Source organism: Thermasporomyces composti, assembly GCF_003386795.1.
GTDB lineage: Bacteria > Actinomycetota > Actinomycetes > Propionibacteriales > Actinopolymorphaceae > Thermasporomyces > Thermasporomyces composti.
In genome coordinates this window covers 3,111,027-3,128,219 of record NZ_QTUC01000001.1, presented here as the reverse complement: position 1 = coordinate 3,128,219, position 17,193 = coordinate 3,111,027, and the positions used below count along the sequence as shown (strand labels likewise).

Below are 17,193 nucleotides of genomic sequence, written 5' to 3'. Positions count from 1 at the left end.
TCCTCGACAGGGCCTCCTCGACGGTGGTGGCGTCTCACTCCAACACACAGCCGACCAGGACGGGCTCGTTGACGAGGTCGATCCCGAACGCCGCTCGCACCCCAGCTCGGACCTCCCGTGCCAGCGCCAACAGGTCGGCCGTCGTGGCACCGCCCCGGTTGGTCAGAGCGAGCGTGTGCTTGGACGACAGGCGCACCGAGCCGTCGCCGTAGCCTCGGCCGAAGCCGGCGCGCTCGATCAGCCAGGCGGCACTGACTTTCACCAGCCCGTCGTCGGCTGGCCAGCGGGGCGCGTCCTCGGGCAGCGCGGCGGCGACACTCGCGGGGACGACGGGGTTGGTGAAGAACGAGCCCACGCTCCACGTGTCGTGGTCGTCCGGATCGAGGACCATCCCCTTACGGCGCCGCAGCTCCAGAACCGCGGAGCGGACCTCGGCGAGGGGCGCCCGCCGGCCGAGGTCGACCCCGAGCGTTCGGGCGAGCTCGGCGTAGCGGACCGGCGCGCTGGTGTCGCCGAGCCCGAGCTGGAGAACGACCTCGAGCACGGCGTACCGGCTGGGCTCCCGCTTGAACCTGCTCGTGCGGTATCCGAAGCCACACTCGGCCAGCGGAAAGGTGCGGGTCACGCCGTCCACGCGGTCCCACACCCGGACCTGGGCCAGCGTGTCGGCGACCTCCTGGCCGTACGCGCCAACGTTCTGGATGGGCGCGGCACCCACCAGGCCCGGGATGCCCGAGAGCGCCTCGATCCCCACCCAGCCTTCCTCGACCGCACGGGCCACGAACGGGTCCCACTCCTCGCCTGCGGCGATCCGGACCACCGCTCCGCCGCACGCGCTCGCCGACTCCACGCGCACGCCCTTGGTGCGCACCAGGACGACCGTGCCCGGGAAGCCCTCGTCGGCCACGACGACGTTGCTCCCACCCCCCAGCAGGAGCACCGGCTCCCCATCGGCGTCGCAGGCGCGCAGCACCTCCACCAGCTCGGCGGTGTCGTGGACCTCCACGATCCGCTTGGCCGGACCGCCGAGACGGAGCGTGGTCAGCTCGGCGAGCGGAACGTCGAAGAGCTCGTTCACGATGCCGTGGTCACTCTCCCGGTCGTGTCCAGCCTCATCCCCGGTCGGGTGGCGACCCAACCAACGGTGCGGGCCATCCTGGTCAGTCGAGCCTGGTCAGTCGAGCCGGACGAAGGCACGTGCGGCACCGAACACCTTCTCGCCGCCGCACTCCGCCGTGACGTCCACGCGGTAGAGGCCGTCGTCCCGCTTGTCGACCACCTTCCCGCCGAACCTCACCTCGACGCCCTCGTCGGTGTCGGGGACCACGACGGGCCGCACGAAACGGACGGAGTACTCCACCAACCGGGTCGGGTCGACCAACCAGTCGGTGAGCATCCTGGCCCCCAACGCCATGGTGTACATCCCGTGAGCGATCACATCGGGAAGGCCCACCTCTCGGGCGACCCGAGGATTCCAGTGGATGGGGTTGAAGTCGCCGGAGGCACCGGCGTACCGAACCAGGTCCGACCGCCGAATCCGCGCTGTGAGCGGCGGCAGCTCGGTACCCAGCTCCACGGTTCCGGCCGTCGGGACGCTCATCTGGTCTCCTCCCGGTGGACGATGCTGGCGAACGCCGTGCAGACCGGATCTCCGTCGACCCCGGTGATCTCAGTCCGGGTCGAGATCAGGTCGGCGCCGGCGACCTGCCGCACCCGCTCGATCGTCAAGGTGCCCACGAGCCGATCGCCGCTGTGGATCGGCCGGGTGTAGGCGAACCGCTGGTCGGCGTGCGCCACGCGGTGGAGCGCCAGCCCGGTGGACGGGTCGGTGAAGAGCTGGTTGAGCAGGCTGAACGCCACGACGATCGGGAACGTCGGCGGAGCCACCACGTCCGGATGGCCGAGCGCCCGGGCGGCGTCCGGGTCGCGGTACGCGGGGTTGGGGTCGCCCACGGCATCCGCGAACTCCCGGATCTTCTCTCGACCCACCTCGTACGGCACGGACGTGGAGTAGGTGCGACCCACGAGAGCGGCGTCAACAGGCATGATGCGACGGTACCGAAGCGGGACGCCGGACTTGCGTCGACCCGCGCCGTCTGTCGAGAGGCTCGTGGCGGGACCGAGCCGCGCGGGTGATCGGACGAACCCGGCGTTCCGGCGCGCCAGAGCAGACCGCCGATCCGACTCCCGAGCGGTTCCTCGGCGATGCCCAACACGACGAGGCCGACTCCCTCGAGTGGGAGCCGGCCCACGAAGCGCGCGTCAGGTTGGTGGACAATCCGCCACGCGGCGGTGACGACCCGCGACTAGCGGGTTTCCCGGTGGACGCGGTGCGTGCCGCAGCGCGGGCAGAACTTCCGGATCTCGAGCCGGTCGGGGTCGTTCCGGCGGTTCTTGCGCGTGATGTAGTTACGCTCCCGGCACTCGGTGCACGCCAGCGTGATCTTCGGGCGGACGTCGGAGCTCTTGCTAGCCACGGGATGCCTCTTGTCCGGTTGGTCGAATCTCGGACCCGACCCGATGGGCTCACCATCGGGCCCGGCCGCCTTGGTAGCGGTGGCCGGACTCGAACCGGCGACACAGCGATTATGAGCCGCTTGCTCTACCGACTGAGCTACACCGCCGCCGGACCGGGAACCACCCCATCGGGCGGGTCCGGCCACAGAGCCCCAATACGGATTCGAACCGTAGACCTTCTCCTTACCATGGAGACGCTCTACCGACTGAGCTATTGGGGCGGGCGAAAACCGAGGATACAAGAACCTCCGACGGGATCGGCAACCGACTCCCACCCTCCCCTTGGCCCAAGCCCCGAGACCCAAGGCCCGGGCTCGATCGCGAGGGCGGCGGGGCGATCGCACATCCCGCGTTCGGGAGTTTCCCCGGCAACGCCGACGTAGTCTAGGGCCTCGGCTCGCCGCTCACCACATCGGCGAGGCTGCCGTCCGCCCGGTGGAGCGCCACGCTGGAGCGAGCGCGATTGAACACTCCGGCGCCCCCGCTGCCCGCTACCGACGCGTCCGGACCCACGTACACCGAAAGTGTCCCGCCGGCCGGGATCGGCTGATCGGCGCCGATGTGGACGCGATAGCCGGGATCGTCGCGGAGGAACCACCCGGTCACGTCGACCGGCCGGTCGGCGACGTTACGCAGGACGACGTGGGCGGCGGTCGCTGGCTCCGGGGCGTGGGCAGTCGCTTGATCGCCGTCACGTCCATCCGGACCACCGGGCGTGTCCGTCCCCGAGACGGCCACTCGCTCGATGACCACGGTCGGCTCGGGGAAGGGCGGCCGCCCGGCAACGAGCGCCGTCATCACAGCCGGGTAGTTCTGGATCAAGCCATCGGCCCCCTGGACGAGGAGAGCCACCGCCGACACGGGGTCGTTCGGGGTCCAGAACGCCGTGCGCAGACCCGCCGCCCGCATCCGCACGATGTCGCCAGCGCGCAGCTTCCGCTGGTTCGGGACGAAGAAGTCGACCCATCGGGCGAGCTCGCGAAGCGTTGCGTCGTCGGGCACCCGCTCGGCGATCGCGCCGACGGTGACGTCCGGCCCGACCTCCTCGACGAAGCGGGCCAGGACGTCGAGGTTGAACGACGTCACGGTCAGCCGCGTCCGGTCGTCGAGCCAGTCGCCCGGCGTCCGCCGCAGCACGTCTACCGTGGCCCGCACCAGGTCGGGGTTGGGCACCGGGCTCTTCAGCTCCGCCCACAGCCCGAGCCCGTGCTCCCGGAGCACCTCCAAGGCCTCGTCCAGCGTGGCGATCTGGACGCCGGCGTACGCGTCGTCGAACCACGACCCGGCGTCGAGCTTGCGCAGCTCGGCGAGCGTGAACGCCGAGACCGGAGCGTCCGCCCGCTCCGGATACAGCTCCGCGACATTCGTCGTGCGCCTCAGCGTCCGGTCGTGGAAGAGCACGGGCACACCGTCGCTGGTGAGCACGACGTCGACTTCGACGAAGTCGGCACCTTGGCGAGCGGCCTCCTCAATGGCGACGAGAGTGTTCTCCGGCGCCAGCCCTGACGCCCCGCGGTGAGCGATGACGAGCGCCCTGTCCCGTCTCGCCGACGCTCCGTCCGTTGACGCCGCACTCATCTCTGACGCCTCGACCATCGCAGCGCTGTCCATCGAGCGCACCTCTCCCACGAGCGGAACCTTCCCCATGCGCGAACCTAGGGCGCAGCGTCGGCGTGGCGGGCTCTCGCGCCACGGCGCCGCGCCCACGGCTCAGCCTTTCAGACGCTCGTCAGCGCCACGCGTTCGCATCCCCCGCGCTCGCGTCGGAGCTGCCGTACGAGTGGGAGCGGCGACGTCATGAGGCGACGTCACGGACCATCCGCGTACACCACTCGGACGCCATTTCCAGACGACCTGGTGGGAATTCACTCCGTCGCTACCGCGTTTCACGACACGCCTCAGTCACACGTCACTGGGGTGACGAGCCACGCTTGCTAGGAAGGCCCCATGCACATCGGAGTCGTGTTCCCACAGACCGAGATCGGCGCGGACCGCGGAGCCATCCGCGCGTATGCGGTGGGGGTCGAAGAGCTCGGCTACCACCACATCATGGCGTACGACCACGTGCTCGGAGCCGATCCGGCGGCCCACCCGGGTTGGTCCAAGCCGTACAAGCACACTGACACCTTCCACGAGCCGTTCACGCTGTTCGGCTTCCTGGCAGGCATCTGCACGCTCGAGCTGATGACGGGCGTCATCGTGCTGCCCCAACGTCAGACCGCGCTCGTGGCCAAGCAGGCCGCCGAGATCGACATCCTCACCGACGGCCGGTTCCGGCTCGGTGTGGGAGTCGGCTGGAACCACGTGGAGTACGAAGCCCTCGGCACTGACTTCACGAACCGCGGGCGCCGCGTCGAGGAGCAGGTCGACCTGATGCGCCAGCTGTGGACCACGCCGTCCCTCACCTACCGCGGGGAGTACCACCAGGTCACCGGCGCTGGGATCGCGCCGCTACCCGTGCAGCGCCCGATTCCGATCTGGTTCGGCGCCAACAGCGCGCCACGTGCCCTTCGTCGTGCCGGCCGACTGGCCGACGGCTGGCTGCCGCAGTTCCAGCCCGGGCCGGAGCTCGACGCGGCGATCGCGCACGTTCACGAGGGAGCTCGCTCGGTCGGGCGTGATCCGGCGTCCCTGGGCATGGAGGGCCGGATCACGGTGCGACGTGACACTCTCGACGAGGTGAAGGAACTAGTTGACAGGTGGCGGGACGTGGGAGCCACCCATCTCGCCATCTCGACGATGGACGCCGGGCTCCGGAACGTCGACGAGCACCTCGAGCTTCTCGCGAACACCATGACGGCGCTCCGCTGACGCAGTGTGCCGCCTCCGCTCGCTGAGACGGCGCGCCGTGTCCGCGGCGCGTCGTCTCAGTGTCGGCTTCGCCGCAGCATGGCGATGATCGCCGCCGTGGCCCCGATCGCCGCCATGATGATGCTGGTGGTCTTGAGTCCGCGTCGGGACCCCTTGGTCGACGGAGACTGCCGCCGCGCCGACGACCGCTTGAGAACTGCCATAGGACACCCCTTTCGACGACCCGATCGGACGGGTTCGCACGAATGCTTCCGTCGCCCCGTGCCGGCCACGTCGCCCGTCGAGGGTGAAAGTCATCGGACGCGCGTCCTCGACGTGTCGCGGTCCTCTCGACACGCGCCGTGTGGTGATCGCCTCGTGCTGCGAGCGCACTCCCCCGCCGTGTACGGTCAGGCGGCGTGGCGTCGGCAGCCCGCGATTTCCCACGCCGGCGGACCGGTCAGCTCGCCAGGTTCGCGGCGTCGTCGAACTCGCCCTTCTTGGCGCCGTCGAGGAAGCAGTCCCACTCGTGGTGGTCGTACACCAGGACGCGGCGCTCCGCGTCACCCTTCACCCGCATCAGCACCCACTCACCGGTGAAGGCGACCTCGATGGCGCCTGGTTCGTCACTCGACGATTTCCACTGCAGCGTGTCGAGGTCGACGCCGAGGTCGTCGACGGTCGGCTTGGTTCTGCTCACTCCGCTCTTCCTTCCTGTCGTCGTTCTCGACCCTGTCGTCGTTCTCGACGCGTCGCCGGTGAGCCTGTCGTGCCACGGCCGGCCATCGTGTGTCCGAATCCGGCCGGGGTCGTGCATCCCCGGCGAGGGTCTCTCTCCCTGGTCGCCAGCGGCTCGGCAGGCTAACACCGTCCCAACCTCTGACGTTCGCGATTCGAGGGCTCGAGACAACGCACTTGTGAATCACAAATTCAGGAGGCACTATATGCGGACGAGCTGTCGCGAGGGACAGACACGCGTGGATGAAGGAGGCACTGGGTGAGCGACGCCTACGGTGCCACCATCGCCAAGCGGCGACTGTCCCGCCGGCTCACCGAGCTTCGGCTCGCCAGCGGCTTTACGGCGAACCAGGTCTGTGACCGGTTGAACTGGGGCCGCGGCAAGGTCGGGCGGTACGAGGCCAACGCGTGGGTCCGGCCGGAGATGAGTGACATCCGGGACCTGCTCCGACTCTACGGTGCCGATGAGGAGACGAGCAGCGAGATCGAGGAGCTCGCGCAGCGGGCCCGCGTCCGGGCTTGGTGGCGCGACTACAGCGACGTCTTCGACAACGAGTACCCCGGCTACGAGAACGACGCCGTCCGCATCCGTGCCTACGCGCCCCTCATGATCCCCGGGCTGTTGCAGACGCCGGCGTACATGGAGGCCCACATGCGCCTCACCACCAGGCCCTCGACCTGGCGCAACCGCGTGGTCGGCGCCCGTCTGCGTCGCCAGGAGATCCTCACCCGGAAGCCGAGCACCGCACCGGAGTACGTCGCCATCCTCACCGAGGCAGCCCTGCAGTACCGCTGGGGAACCGCAGCCGAGCGGCGCGACCAGCTGGAGCACCTGGTGGAGATGAGCCGGCTGCCGAACGTCGAGATTCGCCTGCTCCGGTTCGTCGATGGCCCGCATCCTGGGATGTGCGGTCCCATCAACATCTTCGACTTCCCCGACGGAGAGCCGCCCATGGCCTACATCGAGACGGACTTCGCCCTCCAGGAGGTGGCGAAGGAGGACGAGGTCAAGGCCTTGGTCGAGATCTTCGAACGGGCCCGCGCCGTGGCCCTGGAACCGCCAGCGACCACGGCGTACCTCAAACAGGAAGCAGAAAAACTGGAGTAGCCATGATCGACCTGTCCAAGGCTCAGTGGAAGAAGGCGTCCAAGAGCGGCCAGAACAACGCTGGCTGCGTCGAGGTCGCGGCGAACCTCCCGGGTGTCACCGCGGTGCGTGACAGCGTTCACCCCGAGCGGGGCGCCCACGTCGTCAACCGCGCAGCCTTCGCCGCCTTCCTCGCGGACGTGAAGGCCGGGCGCTACGACATCTGAGCCGTCTCCCGTGACAGGTGCCCCCGGAACGGAGCGGAGATCCGGGGGAACCTCGCAGGCCAGGTCCCCCCGGAGCGGAGATCCGGGGGGACCTGTTCTCTCCCACTCCACGTAGGAGCAGGGGGTCACCATACCGCGACATGACGCCACTGGCCTACCGCGGCGCGCGATCTTCGAGACCCGCTCCGACCTCGGTCATCGCACCCTCGGCGGGTGTCTTCCAGGACCGCCGGGTCCGTGGCTGTCCGCGGGTCGAAGAACCGCGTCTGCGCCATCGCGGTGAAGCAGTGAGGCGCTATCTGCTCGCACACACGTTCGACCGAGGCTGCGACCGGACACACGACCGCTGACCAACTCGGTCAGTGCTGGATCTTTCTCAGGTTGTGATTGTCAAGAGCATGATTCGTGCCATACGCTTCGGTATGTGTGATTCACAGATTCGGAGACAGGAAAGGCTGAGCTTCATGTTGCGACCGCCTGCCAGTCACCTCCCTGGGGACCTTCCGGAGGGAGGCATGGGAAGCCACGGAGTTCCCGACGGTGAGGGCGCCGCATTCCTTGATCCACAATGCGGAGAACGCTTCCCGAACGGCTGGTATGCGCGGTCTCGCAGGCCGGGGTGGTATCGGTGCGCCGCCACGGGCTGGTACGCGCGGTCGCTTGGCTCCGGTACTCCCGCGCTCTCCCCGTCCCGCCGTCTGGCACCTGAGTCCGCGTTGCGGTTCGCCGGACCGCCCACTCGCCTCTGTCTCCTCATCTGACCCACGCCGCCCGCGTCCGTATCCCCAGACTTCGGAACGGAGACTCGATGAAGAGCTCGGTTGACCTGGAGGCGGACCTCCCACAGCGGCGCCGCCCACGCGGGCGGCGTCAACGGTCCCGAAGGGCGAGGTCCACCCGGTCCACCGTCATCCCTGTCCATGTCCCCGGTATCGGCCTGGTCGAGTGGTCCCGGGCGCAGATCGATGCCCATGCCGAGCTCACCGGTCGCACACATCGCCCGGACGAGTCCCCGCTAGCTCTCCGCCTCCGGTGGTCACCCCTGCCCATCCCATGGGCTGAACGCCGGAGGCCGTGTTGTACCGCCTGCGCGTTGGATTGGCCCTGTCCCGAGGTGCGCTGGGCCCGTGACTGGCTCGGCGCCAGGAGCCGCTTCTTGAGATTGAGCCCACAACGCTTCGCGTGAGCTGCTCGGACCCATTCCTCGAACAACAACGGTGATCCCGGGGGTGGAGCGCCCGCTCCTGGAGCGACGAGACGACATGGAGGGAGACCAACCACACAATGGCCGCCATTCACGAGTTCGACCAGGACAACGTGAGTGCGCAACACGCCGTGGAGTTCGAGGACCTCGTCACCGCGGCCCGCATCTTGGTCCGCCTTCATGACTCACAGGGATTCGGCATCGGGGTGCGTTGGCGATGGGGGTTCATTCCCGTCCTGTACGGCAAGAAGCGGACCTGTGTGGTGTGTGAGGAGCCGTGGCCGTGCTGGCGAGCACGATGGGCCGCGTCGACCCTGTCGACCCTCGACGGCGTATGGCGTGAGCTCACCGGTGAAGACCTCGCCTCGGAGTACGGCTACGGCATGGATGGCAGCCAGCTCGACACGCTGCGACAGACTCTCCAGAGGACCACTCTTCAGGGAACCGTGGAGACGGCCGACGTGAGCCTCGAGCGACGTGCCGGGTGATGGACCGCCCTCTCGGAACCGCGTCTCGTCCAGGACCATCAACGTCCAGGACCTCCGAGCGCCCGCGCCGGCGTTAGGCTACGATGGTCGCGGTTGCGTTTTCGTGTACGTGTTCAGCTTTGCTCTCACGCCCGCGAAAGCTCGATGCGGGCGGTTGCCCTGACCAGGTGATGGTGGGCGTTCGCCGCTCGAAGTGACCAGGCGGGTTTCGGACTTCGGGCCTGCCTCCACCCATCACCCACAGGAGATGCAATGACTCAGGGCACCGTGAAGTGGTTCAACCCAGACAAAGGCTACGGCTTCATCAGGCCTGACGACGGCGCCAAGGACGTCTTCGTCCACTACTCCGAGATCGTCGGAGAGGTCGGTGGCTTCCGCACGCTGGAGGAGAACCAGCGAGTGGAGTTCGAGGTGACGCAGGGAGCCAAGGGGCCCCAGGCGAGCCACGTCCGCGGTCTGTGAACGACGCGACAGCCTGGTCTTGAGCACCAGGTGTCACGTGAAGGGTTCGCCCGCGCGCTCCCACGCGTGGGCGGCCCTTCGTCCCCCAGCGTTTCGTGGAGACGGGCGGCAGGTCCGTATCCTCCACATCGCCCGACACCTCCCCCATGTACCTCGAGCCCGTGCAGGGGAGCTGGTCCTGTGACGGTTGTCCAGCGGTTCTGCTGAAGACCCCTTCCGTACGAGCGGACTCACCTACATTCGAGGTGTTCGCGGTTCGTCCCGCCCGCAACCTGGCGGGTCGGACCACGGGAACGGGGGTTCTGTCATGCGCATACGGTGGCTCGTCGCGACGCTTGGCGTCAGCTGTCTGGCGATCGTCGGCTGCTCCGGTGGCTCCAGTGGACCCACCCCCTCGCCCACCGCGACGACACCCGCGAAGTCCCCGACGGGCACCGCCATCGGCGACAAGCTCGACGTCGCGGGTCTGGCCGCCACCTACCACGGGACCAAGGACGTCCGTGGGGACCATTCGGTCTACATCGAGATGGAAGACAACTACTTCGCGCCGACGGTTCTCCGTGGCCGTCCTGGCCAGCGGCTCCTGGTCAAAGTGGAGAACGAGAGCCAGTCACCTCACACGTTCACCACCGCCGACGGCCAGGTCGACATGGAGGTGCAACCGGGCATGGTCGCCGAGGCGAGAGTGACCCTACCGCGATCTGGCAATCTGTCCTTCTTCTGCAAGCTGCAGAAGGCGAACGGTATGGCTGGAGGATTCACGGTCTCTGGACCGCTCGACGCGCCAGGCAAGACCATCACGCCGTACGACCGCTGACCCTCGCGATCAACCAGTCACGCCGGTCGCGGACAGACGCTGGCCGGTCCAGGCCGTCCGACGTGAAGGACGGGGAGACGTCCGCGTCCAGCAAAGCGACGGGGCCGGGCGTCGTCACCGCCACACCACACCGGCCCTCGCGTCCCCACAAGGTCGTACGTCGACGTCCGCGACAACGGCGCCGCGTCGACGTCATCGTCAACGAGACCAACGTCTGCATCGACGACACGTTGAGCGAGGCTTTCCACCGGGAGGCCTCCTCGACCAACGCTTCGTCGCCGGGTCTTGCGTACGACACCAACATCACGATCGAGACGATCCCGACGCGCGTCCCGGGTGGACCCAACACCGTCATCGTCGGCGGGTGCCGCACCCCTGGGCGAGGGCATCCACACCGCACCGGGCGTTCGGACTGACCTCATCGCCCACACCAGCCTCCGGCCCGACGCGAGCGGCCGTCGATCGAAGCAGGCGGGAGGCCATCGTCAAGGTCAGCCTGACGTGGCGGAACCAGCGGGGTTGTCGCGGCGATCTTCCGTCCCTACGATGAGCGCGACGTCACGGAAAGGACGGCGCGCATGCGGGCTCGGGTGGCGAGTCGAGTCGCATTCCTGGTCGGCGGCCTCGCGTTGGTGGCGACTCCCGCGTCGGCCATGACACCGACCGAGGGCGGGATGAGCGCCACCGCCGACGTGACGACACGAACCTACGCCAGCTCTTCGGCGAACCTGGCGAACCCAGAGCGGGGCTTCTACCACCACACCGAAACCCACTACCGTGCCGACGGATCCGGCTACGTTCCCCTCGACGCCGCGCGCCTACGCGCCTGGCGCGAGGAGGAGAAGATCACTCAGATCCTGCGGGTCTTCTACCTGGAGAAGTTCGTCGACACCGACCGCATCGACCCTGGCTACCTCGACCTGCTGCGGGCCGACTTCGCCACGGCGCGGGCGGCCGGGGTGAAGGTGATCGTGCGCTTCGCGTACGCCCAGCCCAAGGACGACTGGCCCTACCAGCCACCCTACGGCGACGCGCCTAAGGAGCGCGTGCTGCGGCACATCGAGCAGCTCGCGCCCGTCCTGCGCGAGAACGCCGACGTCATCGCCACCGTCCAGGCCGGCTTCATCGGCTTGTGGGGCGAGGGCTACTACACCGACCACTTCGTCGCCGACCCCCACGACCCCGGGACGGTGACCGACCAGGACTGGGCCAACCGGCGGGAGGTCTTCCTCGCTCTGCTGGATGCGCTGCCCGCGACTCGGACCATCCAGGTCCGCACGATGCAGATGAAGCAGAAGACGCTCGGCCGCTCGACCGGTGTCGACGGCGCGCTGACCGCTGCGGAGGCGTACACCGACACGCCGGTGGCCCGCATCGGCCACCACAACGACTGCTTCCTCGCCAGCCCCGACGACTTCGGCACGTTCCTGTCCGATCCCATCACCTTGGACCAGGAGTACCTCGCGGCGGAGACGCGTTTCGTCCCGATGGGCGGCGAGACCTGCAACGTCAACCCGCCCCGCTCAGAATGGCCGACCGCGTCCGCGGAGATGGCCCGCTACCACTACAGCTATCTCAACATCGACTACCACCGAGGCGTGCTGGCGAGCTGGGGCGACAACATCGCCGAGGCGCAACGGCGGTTGGGCTACCGGCTGCGGCTGATCGACGGCACCTTCACCGACACGGTCCGTCCCGGACGGGCGTTCGCCATCGACCTCCGTCTCCACAACGAGGGGTGGGCGGCGCCCTACAACCCACGGGATGTCGAGATCGTGTTGCGCGGTGAGTCCAGGTCGTACGTCGTTCCCGTCGACGCGGATCCACGGCGCTGGGCGCCGGGCACGACCAGTGCGCTGTCCATCCGGGCCTGCGCCACCCTGCCGCCGGGTCGCTACGACGTCCTGCTGAACCTCCCCGCGCCCGAGAAGCGACTCCGCTCGCAGGACACACGACCGGGAACCAACGAGAGCTACAACGCCGCGTACGCGATCCAGCTGGCCAACGAAGGCGTGTGGGAGGGGCGCACCGGCTACAACGACCTCGGGCACACACTCGTGGTCGACCCGCATGCGGCGGCGACACCTCGGTGTGGCGCGGGGACGGTGACGCCGCGACCGCAGCCGCTGCCGCACTGACCCCATGCCGACACCGGACTGTGTGGGCGCGCTGATCCGCGACGACCGTCACCGCGTCTTCGTCCAACGCCGCTCCGCCACCCGGCGTGTGCTCCCAAGCGTCTGGGACATCGTCGGTGGCCACGTCGACCCCGGGGAGTCTCCGGAACAAGCGCTGGTCCGGGAGATCAAGGAGGAGACCGGCTGGAGCCTCCGGCGCATCGAGGCCCGGATCGCCGAGTGGGAGTGGGAGCACGACGGCGTCGTCCGTCGCGAATGGGACTACCTGGTCGAGGTCGACGGTGACCTCGGCAGCCCACGGCTGGAGGACGACAAGCACGACGCCTGGGCCTGGGTCGGCCCGGGCGACCTCCACCTCCTGATGGAGGGACGGGCCGACGACGACCGACGGCTCCGCGACATCGTCGCCCGCGCCACCCGGGTCCGGCTGACCGAGCGCTTGCGGCTGGAGCCGATCGGCCTCCACCACGTCGAGGACCTGCGGACCCTCCATAGCGACCCCGTGGTGGCCCAGTGGTACGGGCGGCCGTGGGACTCCGCGAAGGCACGGAGCGTGGCCGCCGAGTTCGCCCAGGGGTGGGAGGACGCCGGCGTGAGCAAGTGGATCGCCTACGACCGGGTGCGCGGCCACCTCGTGGGTCGTGGCGGCCTGACCCGGCTGCCTCCGGACGCCGACATCACCCACCGCATCGCCTCCGCGCTCGGTGGCGACGCCTGGCGACGTCAGCGGCTGGAGGTTGGCTGGGCGATCCGTGACCACCTCGTGGGCCGTGGCTACGCCACCGAGATCGGCCGGGCCGGGCTCGCGTACGCCTTCGACGACCTCGGCGCGGAGCAGGTCGTGGCCTTCACGGAGCGCGACAACCGCCGGTCGCGCGCGGTCATGGAGCGGCTCGGCATGCGGTACGTCGGCGAGATTCTCGGACGTGGGCGCGTCGGGAGCCTCGAGGGCGTTCACGACGGAGCGCCGTTCGCCCTGTACGTCAAGCAGCGCTAGACGCCGCCGGAGCGAGGTCCGCGCACGTCCCGGTCTCGGCGCGACGGCGCGCGCCCGGCAGCGCCGTCAGGACAGGTAGCCCACGTCGTCCACCTGGAAGTGGCCGTCCCACAACGCGGTCGTCCCAGTGGCTCGGAAGGTGACGTCGATGCGCGTCACGCGTGCTCGCCCATCCCAGTCGCGCACGTCGACGCTGATCTGGTTCCACCGGTCGGGCGCGAAGTCGTCCACCGTGCGCGCGAGGGTGTCCTCACCGCTGAACAGTCGCACAGTCACCTCGTAGCCGGTCGCGCCCGGCGCGCCACCGTAGGAGTCGACCCAGGCGATGACGTGCGTCGCGGCGCTGAGGTCCAGCGGCTGAGCCAGGGTGACGGTCACCGTCTTGGGATCGGACGCCACCCCGGCGAACTGCGCGTCGAGCGCGTGCGTCCCCCCATGAGGCCGGCCCGGTCCGTTGGCGAAGCTCGTCACGGCGGTCACCGCCGAGACGTTCTCCCCCGCCCGCCAGCCCTGGACGTCGCCATCGAACCCGAACAGCGTCGTCGCGATGGGCGGCGGCACCTCCACCGACACGCGCAGGTCCACGCCGTGGAAGCGAACGCAGAGCACGGGACGCTCCCGGTCCTCGGGAGCGAACTCGGCGATCGTGGCCCGGATGACCCGCGAGGCGGTGGGCGCGACGCCGGTCACGTCGAGGGACGCCGGGTCGGTGAGGACGCCATCGCAGCGGCGCACCTCCAGCGCGCCCTCCAGCGGCGCCAGGTCGTGGTTGGCCACGGTCACCTCCAGCGGGGAGCCGACGCCCGCACGGTCGAGCATGCGAGCCGAGAGCTCGATGTTCGCGGCGGAGCCGCCGCCGGCGACCCGCGGCGCCACCGCGACGTCGTCGAGGGCGAACGTGCCGGCCCAGTCGCCGTTGCCGTCACCGCGCACCCATACCTTGATCCGGTGGACCGCGTCGCGGCCGTCCCAGCCCGTCAGGTCGAGGGCCAGCGGAACCCAGCCGGCGCCCGGGACCAGGCGGCCGACGCCCTCGGCGACCCGGCCTCCAGTGGCGTACGCCTTGACCTTGACCACCGCGACGTCACCGAGTCCGTCGTCGGCCGGCACGCGCAACCGGAGGGTGAGGTAGGGCGTGGCGCTCAGGTCGAGCGGGTCCGGCAACGGCAGGTCAGCGCCCCGCCAGAGCTTGGTCTCGGCTGAGAAGGACACCCGAAGAACCCCGCCGGACGCGCTGACACCCGTGGCGTTGTCGGAGACCCGCCACCCCTGGGTGCCGTCGGAGAAGTCGGTCAGCACGGTGGGTCGCACGGGCCTGGGGCCGACACCGAGACCCGCCGGGGTGGGCTCGGGACGCTCGGCGAGCGCCGCCTCGTCGAAGCCCGGGATCACGTCCGCCCAGTCGTCGATCCCTACGATCTCCTTCGCGAACTCCGTCACCTGCGTCGACCGAGCCGTGTCGATGAGCCGGAAGACGTCGTAGACGTACTTGCGCCGGCCCGGCGGAGAGCCCTCCGGCCGCTCCTCGTCCCACGTCCACAGGCCGAGCCGCAACCCACCCTCCTGCTTGTGGTCGACGTGTCGGTGGAGGATGAACGCGTCGATGGTGTCGAGGAAGCGGATCTTGTAGTACGCGTAGGCGTAGCACGCCGCCTGGAGCTTCTCTCCCGCCTCGCTGTCGTCCGGCGTGTGGCAGCCCTGCTCGGAGAGGATCACCCGGCGGCGCTCCCCTTGGTAGGTGAGCTCGGGCTGCGCGAGGTACTCGGGAAGCACCTCGATGTTCTTGAACGTGATGCGGGGCGTGTCGAAGCTCGGCAACGCGGACTCGTCCTCCCAGAACGCTGGATCGAAGAGGTTCTCCGGGTAGGGGTGGTAGGCGACGTACCACGGGAAGTCACCCGTCCGCTTGGTCATCGCGTTCAGCACGTCGATGACGTCCCGGCCCTTGTAGTAGCGCGTGGGTCGCTCGGGGTCGGGGTTGGCGCCGCACACGGTCGTCCAGCAGTGCGTGAGCGAGATGTAGGTGCGGGCACCGGTATACGCCTTCCGCGTCGCCTGCCAGACGATCCGGACCGCGCGACTGTGGGCCTCGAGGAACTCCTCCAGGGTCTTGTCACCGGAGTTGGACCACGTCCACTGCGCGTCGACCTCGTTGCTGACGATGAAGCCGACCGCGCGGCCGTACGCCTGGTCCTCGCGGGTGTAGCGCTGCGCCAGGAACTCCATCGCGGCGGTGAAGTAGGCGACCCCTTCGGCCGTGACGGTGTTGAAGCCGAAGACCGGACCACCGTTCTCCAGGTCCGCGTCTGGATGGATGAGCACGTGCGCGGCCGAGTTCGGGTTGCTCGACCGGTAGACCAGCAGGATCAGGTTGACGACCTGACCGTTGTCGGAGAGCGGCTTGATCTGGTTGTCCAGCGCCTCGACGTGGGAACGGTCGAAGTACCACGTGCGACCGGCGTAGTCGAAGCGGATCGTGTCCGCCGGGTCCTCCTCGGCCAGGAGCATCATCTCGTTCAGCGGCACGTTGATCGCCGCGTGCTGGACGCCGAGCTCCTCGGCGTCATCGGTCATCTGGACCTGCAGACCCTTCTTGCTCGGCGCCTCCGGGTAAGGGAAGTCGTTCGTCGCGGGGAAGTCCAGCACGTGGGCGAACCGCGGACCGCCGATCGGGCGAGCGCCGGAGGAATCCCGCACCACGACGACGTACGCCGAGTACAGGCGGTCGTAGCCGTCGACGAACCGCGGCACCGTGAGCGAGTACGACCCGTCGGCGCGTGGTGTCCCGCTCGTCACCGGGTCTCGCTCGGTCCACGGCGCGGTGTCGACCTCGGCGCCCAGCTCGTACAGCTCGACCGTCGCGTCCTCGGTGACCGACGTCAGCTCGCCGCTCACCGTCACGTCGCTCTCGTGCACGGTGACCGTCGGCGGCGGGTCCTGTGCCGTCGAAGCGGCCTCGCCGGCCGCATTCGCCGGCGGTGCGCTCCACAGCGTGGAAGCCACCAGCGCCACCACGAGGAGCACGACGCGTCGCGCGGACACGAGGACGGATCGGACGCACCCCACTCGCATGCCGGGCCTCCAACCGGGCGTCGTCGCAATGCCGCCTCACCTTCCCTACCGGGAGCTTCCGGATCAACCGAGCGGACCGCTACTGGTCACTCGACAGGGATGGTCCGGGTGTTCGCGTCACCACGGTCATGCTGTGTCGATCGGCCGTGTCGTTGTTGCTCAGTCGGGTCGCTCAGTTGAGTCGATCAGCTGGGTCGGCAGGAGGGCCGATCGCCGATCGCGTCCGCAGGCCCCGTGGGCAGGTCAGGCGGACCGGTCGCGCGGACTCCGGTCGGTCCAGCGGCCAGAACTTCCGTGGATCGCGGACTGACCGACCGAACGTTGCCTACGCTGGCTGAGAGGCCGCGCTCGCACGGCGGTCAACGCCGCCCGGTGGACGTGCGGGGAACGCATGGGCGGACGACCGTATCGGCCCAGGGGGAAACGCCATGCTCATGAAGAAGCTGCACGAGATGGGCGTCAAGTCCGACCACCTCTACATCGCGGGGATCGCCAGCATTGGTTTGTCATTCCTGTCGTGGCTGGTCTCCACACGCTGTGAGAAGGCCGGCCTCGACCGGGCCGACCGCTGGGGAATCTTCGTCGGCGAGTGGGCGCCCACGTTCATCGCGCTCGGCAACGGGCTTCGCACCTACGAAGAGGAGAAGTGACGCCCA

17 protein-coding genes and 2 tRNA genes are annotated in these 17,193 nt (G+C 69.1%); 9 read left to right on the top strand and 10 right to left on the bottom strand.

Annotated elements, in window-relative coordinates; translation table 11 throughout:
* Positions 1 to 34 precede the first annotated feature (34 nt).
* The 7 genes from DFJ64_RS13510 to DFJ64_RS13480 form a co-directional block, all read right to left on the bottom strand.
* The gene (locus DFJ64_RS13510; RefSeq protein WP_115852079.1) at positions 35 to 1,078 is read right to left on the bottom strand and encodes a UDP-N-acetylmuramate dehydrogenase; all 1,044 of its coding nucleotides are present in this window, start codon (positions 1,076 to 1,078) and stop codon (positions 35 to 37) included.
* Positions 1,079 to 1,174: 96 nt separating this feature from the next.
* Positions 1,175 to 1,600: a MaoC/PaaZ C-terminal domain-containing protein gene (locus DFJ64_RS13505; protein WP_115850771.1), complete on the bottom strand. Its 426-nt coding sequence runs from the start codon at positions 1,598 to 1,600 to the stop codon at positions 1,175 to 1,177.
* Positions 1,597 to 2,046, bottom strand: a complete 450-nt coding sequence (locus DFJ64_RS13500) for an FAS1-like dehydratase domain-containing protein (protein ID WP_115850770.1) — start codon at positions 2,044 to 2,046, stop codon at positions 1,597 to 1,599. Before DFJ64_RS13500 ends, DFJ64_RS13505 begins: the two co-directional genes overlap by 4 nt.
* A gap of 260 nt (positions 2,047 to 2,306) precedes the next feature.
* Positions 2,307 to 2,477, bottom strand: a complete 171-nt coding sequence (gene rpmG, locus DFJ64_RS13495; protein ID WP_170152614.1) for a 50S ribosomal protein L33 — start codon at positions 2,475 to 2,477, stop codon at positions 2,307 to 2,309.
* 71 nt (positions 2,478 to 2,548) lie between these two features.
* A tRNA-Met gene (locus DFJ64_RS13490) sits at positions 2,549 to 2,624 on the bottom strand.
* A gap of 41 nt (positions 2,625 to 2,665) precedes the next feature.
* Positions 2,666 to 2,738: transfer RNA gene (locus tag DFJ64_RS13485), tRNA-Thr, on the bottom strand.
* 163 nt (positions 2,739 to 2,901) lie between these two features.
* Positions 2,902 to 4,164, bottom strand: coding sequence for a glycerophosphodiester phosphodiesterase family protein (locus tag DFJ64_RS13480; protein WP_115850768.1), 1,263 nt, complete (start codon positions 4,162 to 4,164; stop codon positions 2,902 to 2,904).
* 300 nt (positions 4,165 to 4,464) lie between these two features.
* On the opposite strand from DFJ64_RS13480, the gene DFJ64_RS13475 reads away from it, so the two are divergent.
* On the top strand, positions 4,465 to 5,328 hold the full coding sequence (locus tag DFJ64_RS13475; protein ID WP_115850767.1) for an LLM class F420-dependent oxidoreductase: 864 nt from the start codon (positions 4,465 to 4,467) through the stop codon (positions 5,326 to 5,328).
* A gap of 56 nt (positions 5,329 to 5,384) precedes the next feature.
* Here DFJ64_RS13475 and DFJ64_RS19500 read toward each other — a convergent pair whose 3' ends face one another.
* Both DFJ64_RS19500 and DFJ64_RS13470 read right to left on the bottom strand, forming a co-directional pair.
* Complete coding sequence (locus DFJ64_RS19500; protein ID WP_170152613.1) at positions 5,385 to 5,531, bottom strand: hypothetical protein; 147 nt, start codon at positions 5,529 to 5,531, stop codon at positions 5,385 to 5,387.
* Between the two features lie 236 nt (positions 5,532 to 5,767).
* Positions 5,768 to 6,007, bottom strand: a complete 240-nt coding sequence (locus DFJ64_RS13470) for a DUF397 domain-containing protein (RefSeq protein WP_115850766.1) — start codon at positions 6,005 to 6,007, stop codon at positions 5,768 to 5,770.
* Positions 6,008 to 6,304: 297 nt separating this feature from the next.
* On the opposite strand from DFJ64_RS13470, the gene DFJ64_RS13465 reads away from it, so the two are divergent.
* From DFJ64_RS13465 to DFJ64_RS13430, 7 genes are all read left to right on the top strand, one after another.
* Positions 6,305 to 7,153 carry a helix-turn-helix domain-containing protein gene (locus DFJ64_RS13465; RefSeq protein ID WP_115850765.1) on the top strand — a complete coding sequence of 283 codons (849 nt, stop codon included), beginning with the start codon at positions 6,305 to 6,307 and terminating at the stop codon, positions 7,151 to 7,153.
* Between the two features lie 2 nt (positions 7,154 to 7,155).
* A complete protein-coding gene (locus DFJ64_RS13460) occupies positions 7,156 to 7,359 on the top strand; it encodes a DUF397 domain-containing protein (protein ID WP_211310614.1) in 204 nt (67 codons plus the stop codon).
* A 1,284-nt stretch (positions 7,360 to 8,643) separates the two neighbouring features.
* Positions 8,644 to 9,051 (top strand): hypothetical protein, encoded by a 408-nt coding sequence (locus DFJ64_RS13455; protein ID WP_115850764.1) that lies wholly within the window; start codon positions 8,644 to 8,646, stop codon positions 9,049 to 9,051.
* Positions 9,052 to 9,303: 252 nt separating this feature from the next.
* Positions 9,304 to 9,513, top strand: a complete 210-nt coding sequence (locus DFJ64_RS13450; protein ID WP_115850763.1) for a cold-shock protein — start codon at positions 9,304 to 9,306, stop codon at positions 9,511 to 9,513.
* Positions 9,514 to 9,820: 307 nt separating this feature from the next.
* Positions 9,821 to 10,330, top strand: a complete 510-nt coding sequence (locus DFJ64_RS13445) for a cupredoxin domain-containing protein (protein WP_115850762.1) — start codon at positions 9,821 to 9,823, stop codon at positions 10,328 to 10,330.
* 578 nt (positions 10,331 to 10,908) lie between these two features.
* Entirely contained in the window at positions 10,909 to 12,468 is a 1,560-nt protein-coding gene (locus DFJ64_RS13435) for a DUF4832 domain-containing protein (protein ID WP_115850760.1), read from the top strand.
* 4 nt (positions 12,469 to 12,472) lie between these two features.
* Entirely contained in the window at positions 12,473 to 13,465 is a 993-nt protein-coding gene (locus DFJ64_RS13430; protein ID WP_115850759.1) for a GNAT family N-acetyltransferase, read from the top strand.
* A gap of 66 nt (positions 13,466 to 13,531) precedes the next feature.
* Here DFJ64_RS13430 and DFJ64_RS13425 read toward each other — a convergent pair whose 3' ends face one another.
* Positions 13,532 to 16,507, bottom strand: coding sequence for a DUF5722 domain-containing protein (locus DFJ64_RS13425; protein ID WP_147304702.1), 2,976 nt, complete (start codon positions 16,505 to 16,507; stop codon positions 13,532 to 13,534).
* Positions 16,508 to 16,965: 458 nt separating this feature from the next.
* Here DFJ64_RS13425 and DFJ64_RS13420 point away from each other — a divergent pair, with 458 nt between their 5' ends.
* Positions 16,966 to 17,187: a hypothetical protein gene (locus tag DFJ64_RS13420; RefSeq protein ID WP_115850757.1), complete on the top strand. Its 222-nt coding sequence runs from the start codon at positions 16,966 to 16,968 to the stop codon at positions 17,185 to 17,187.
* The last annotated feature ends 6 nt before the right edge of the window (positions 17,188 to 17,193 follow it).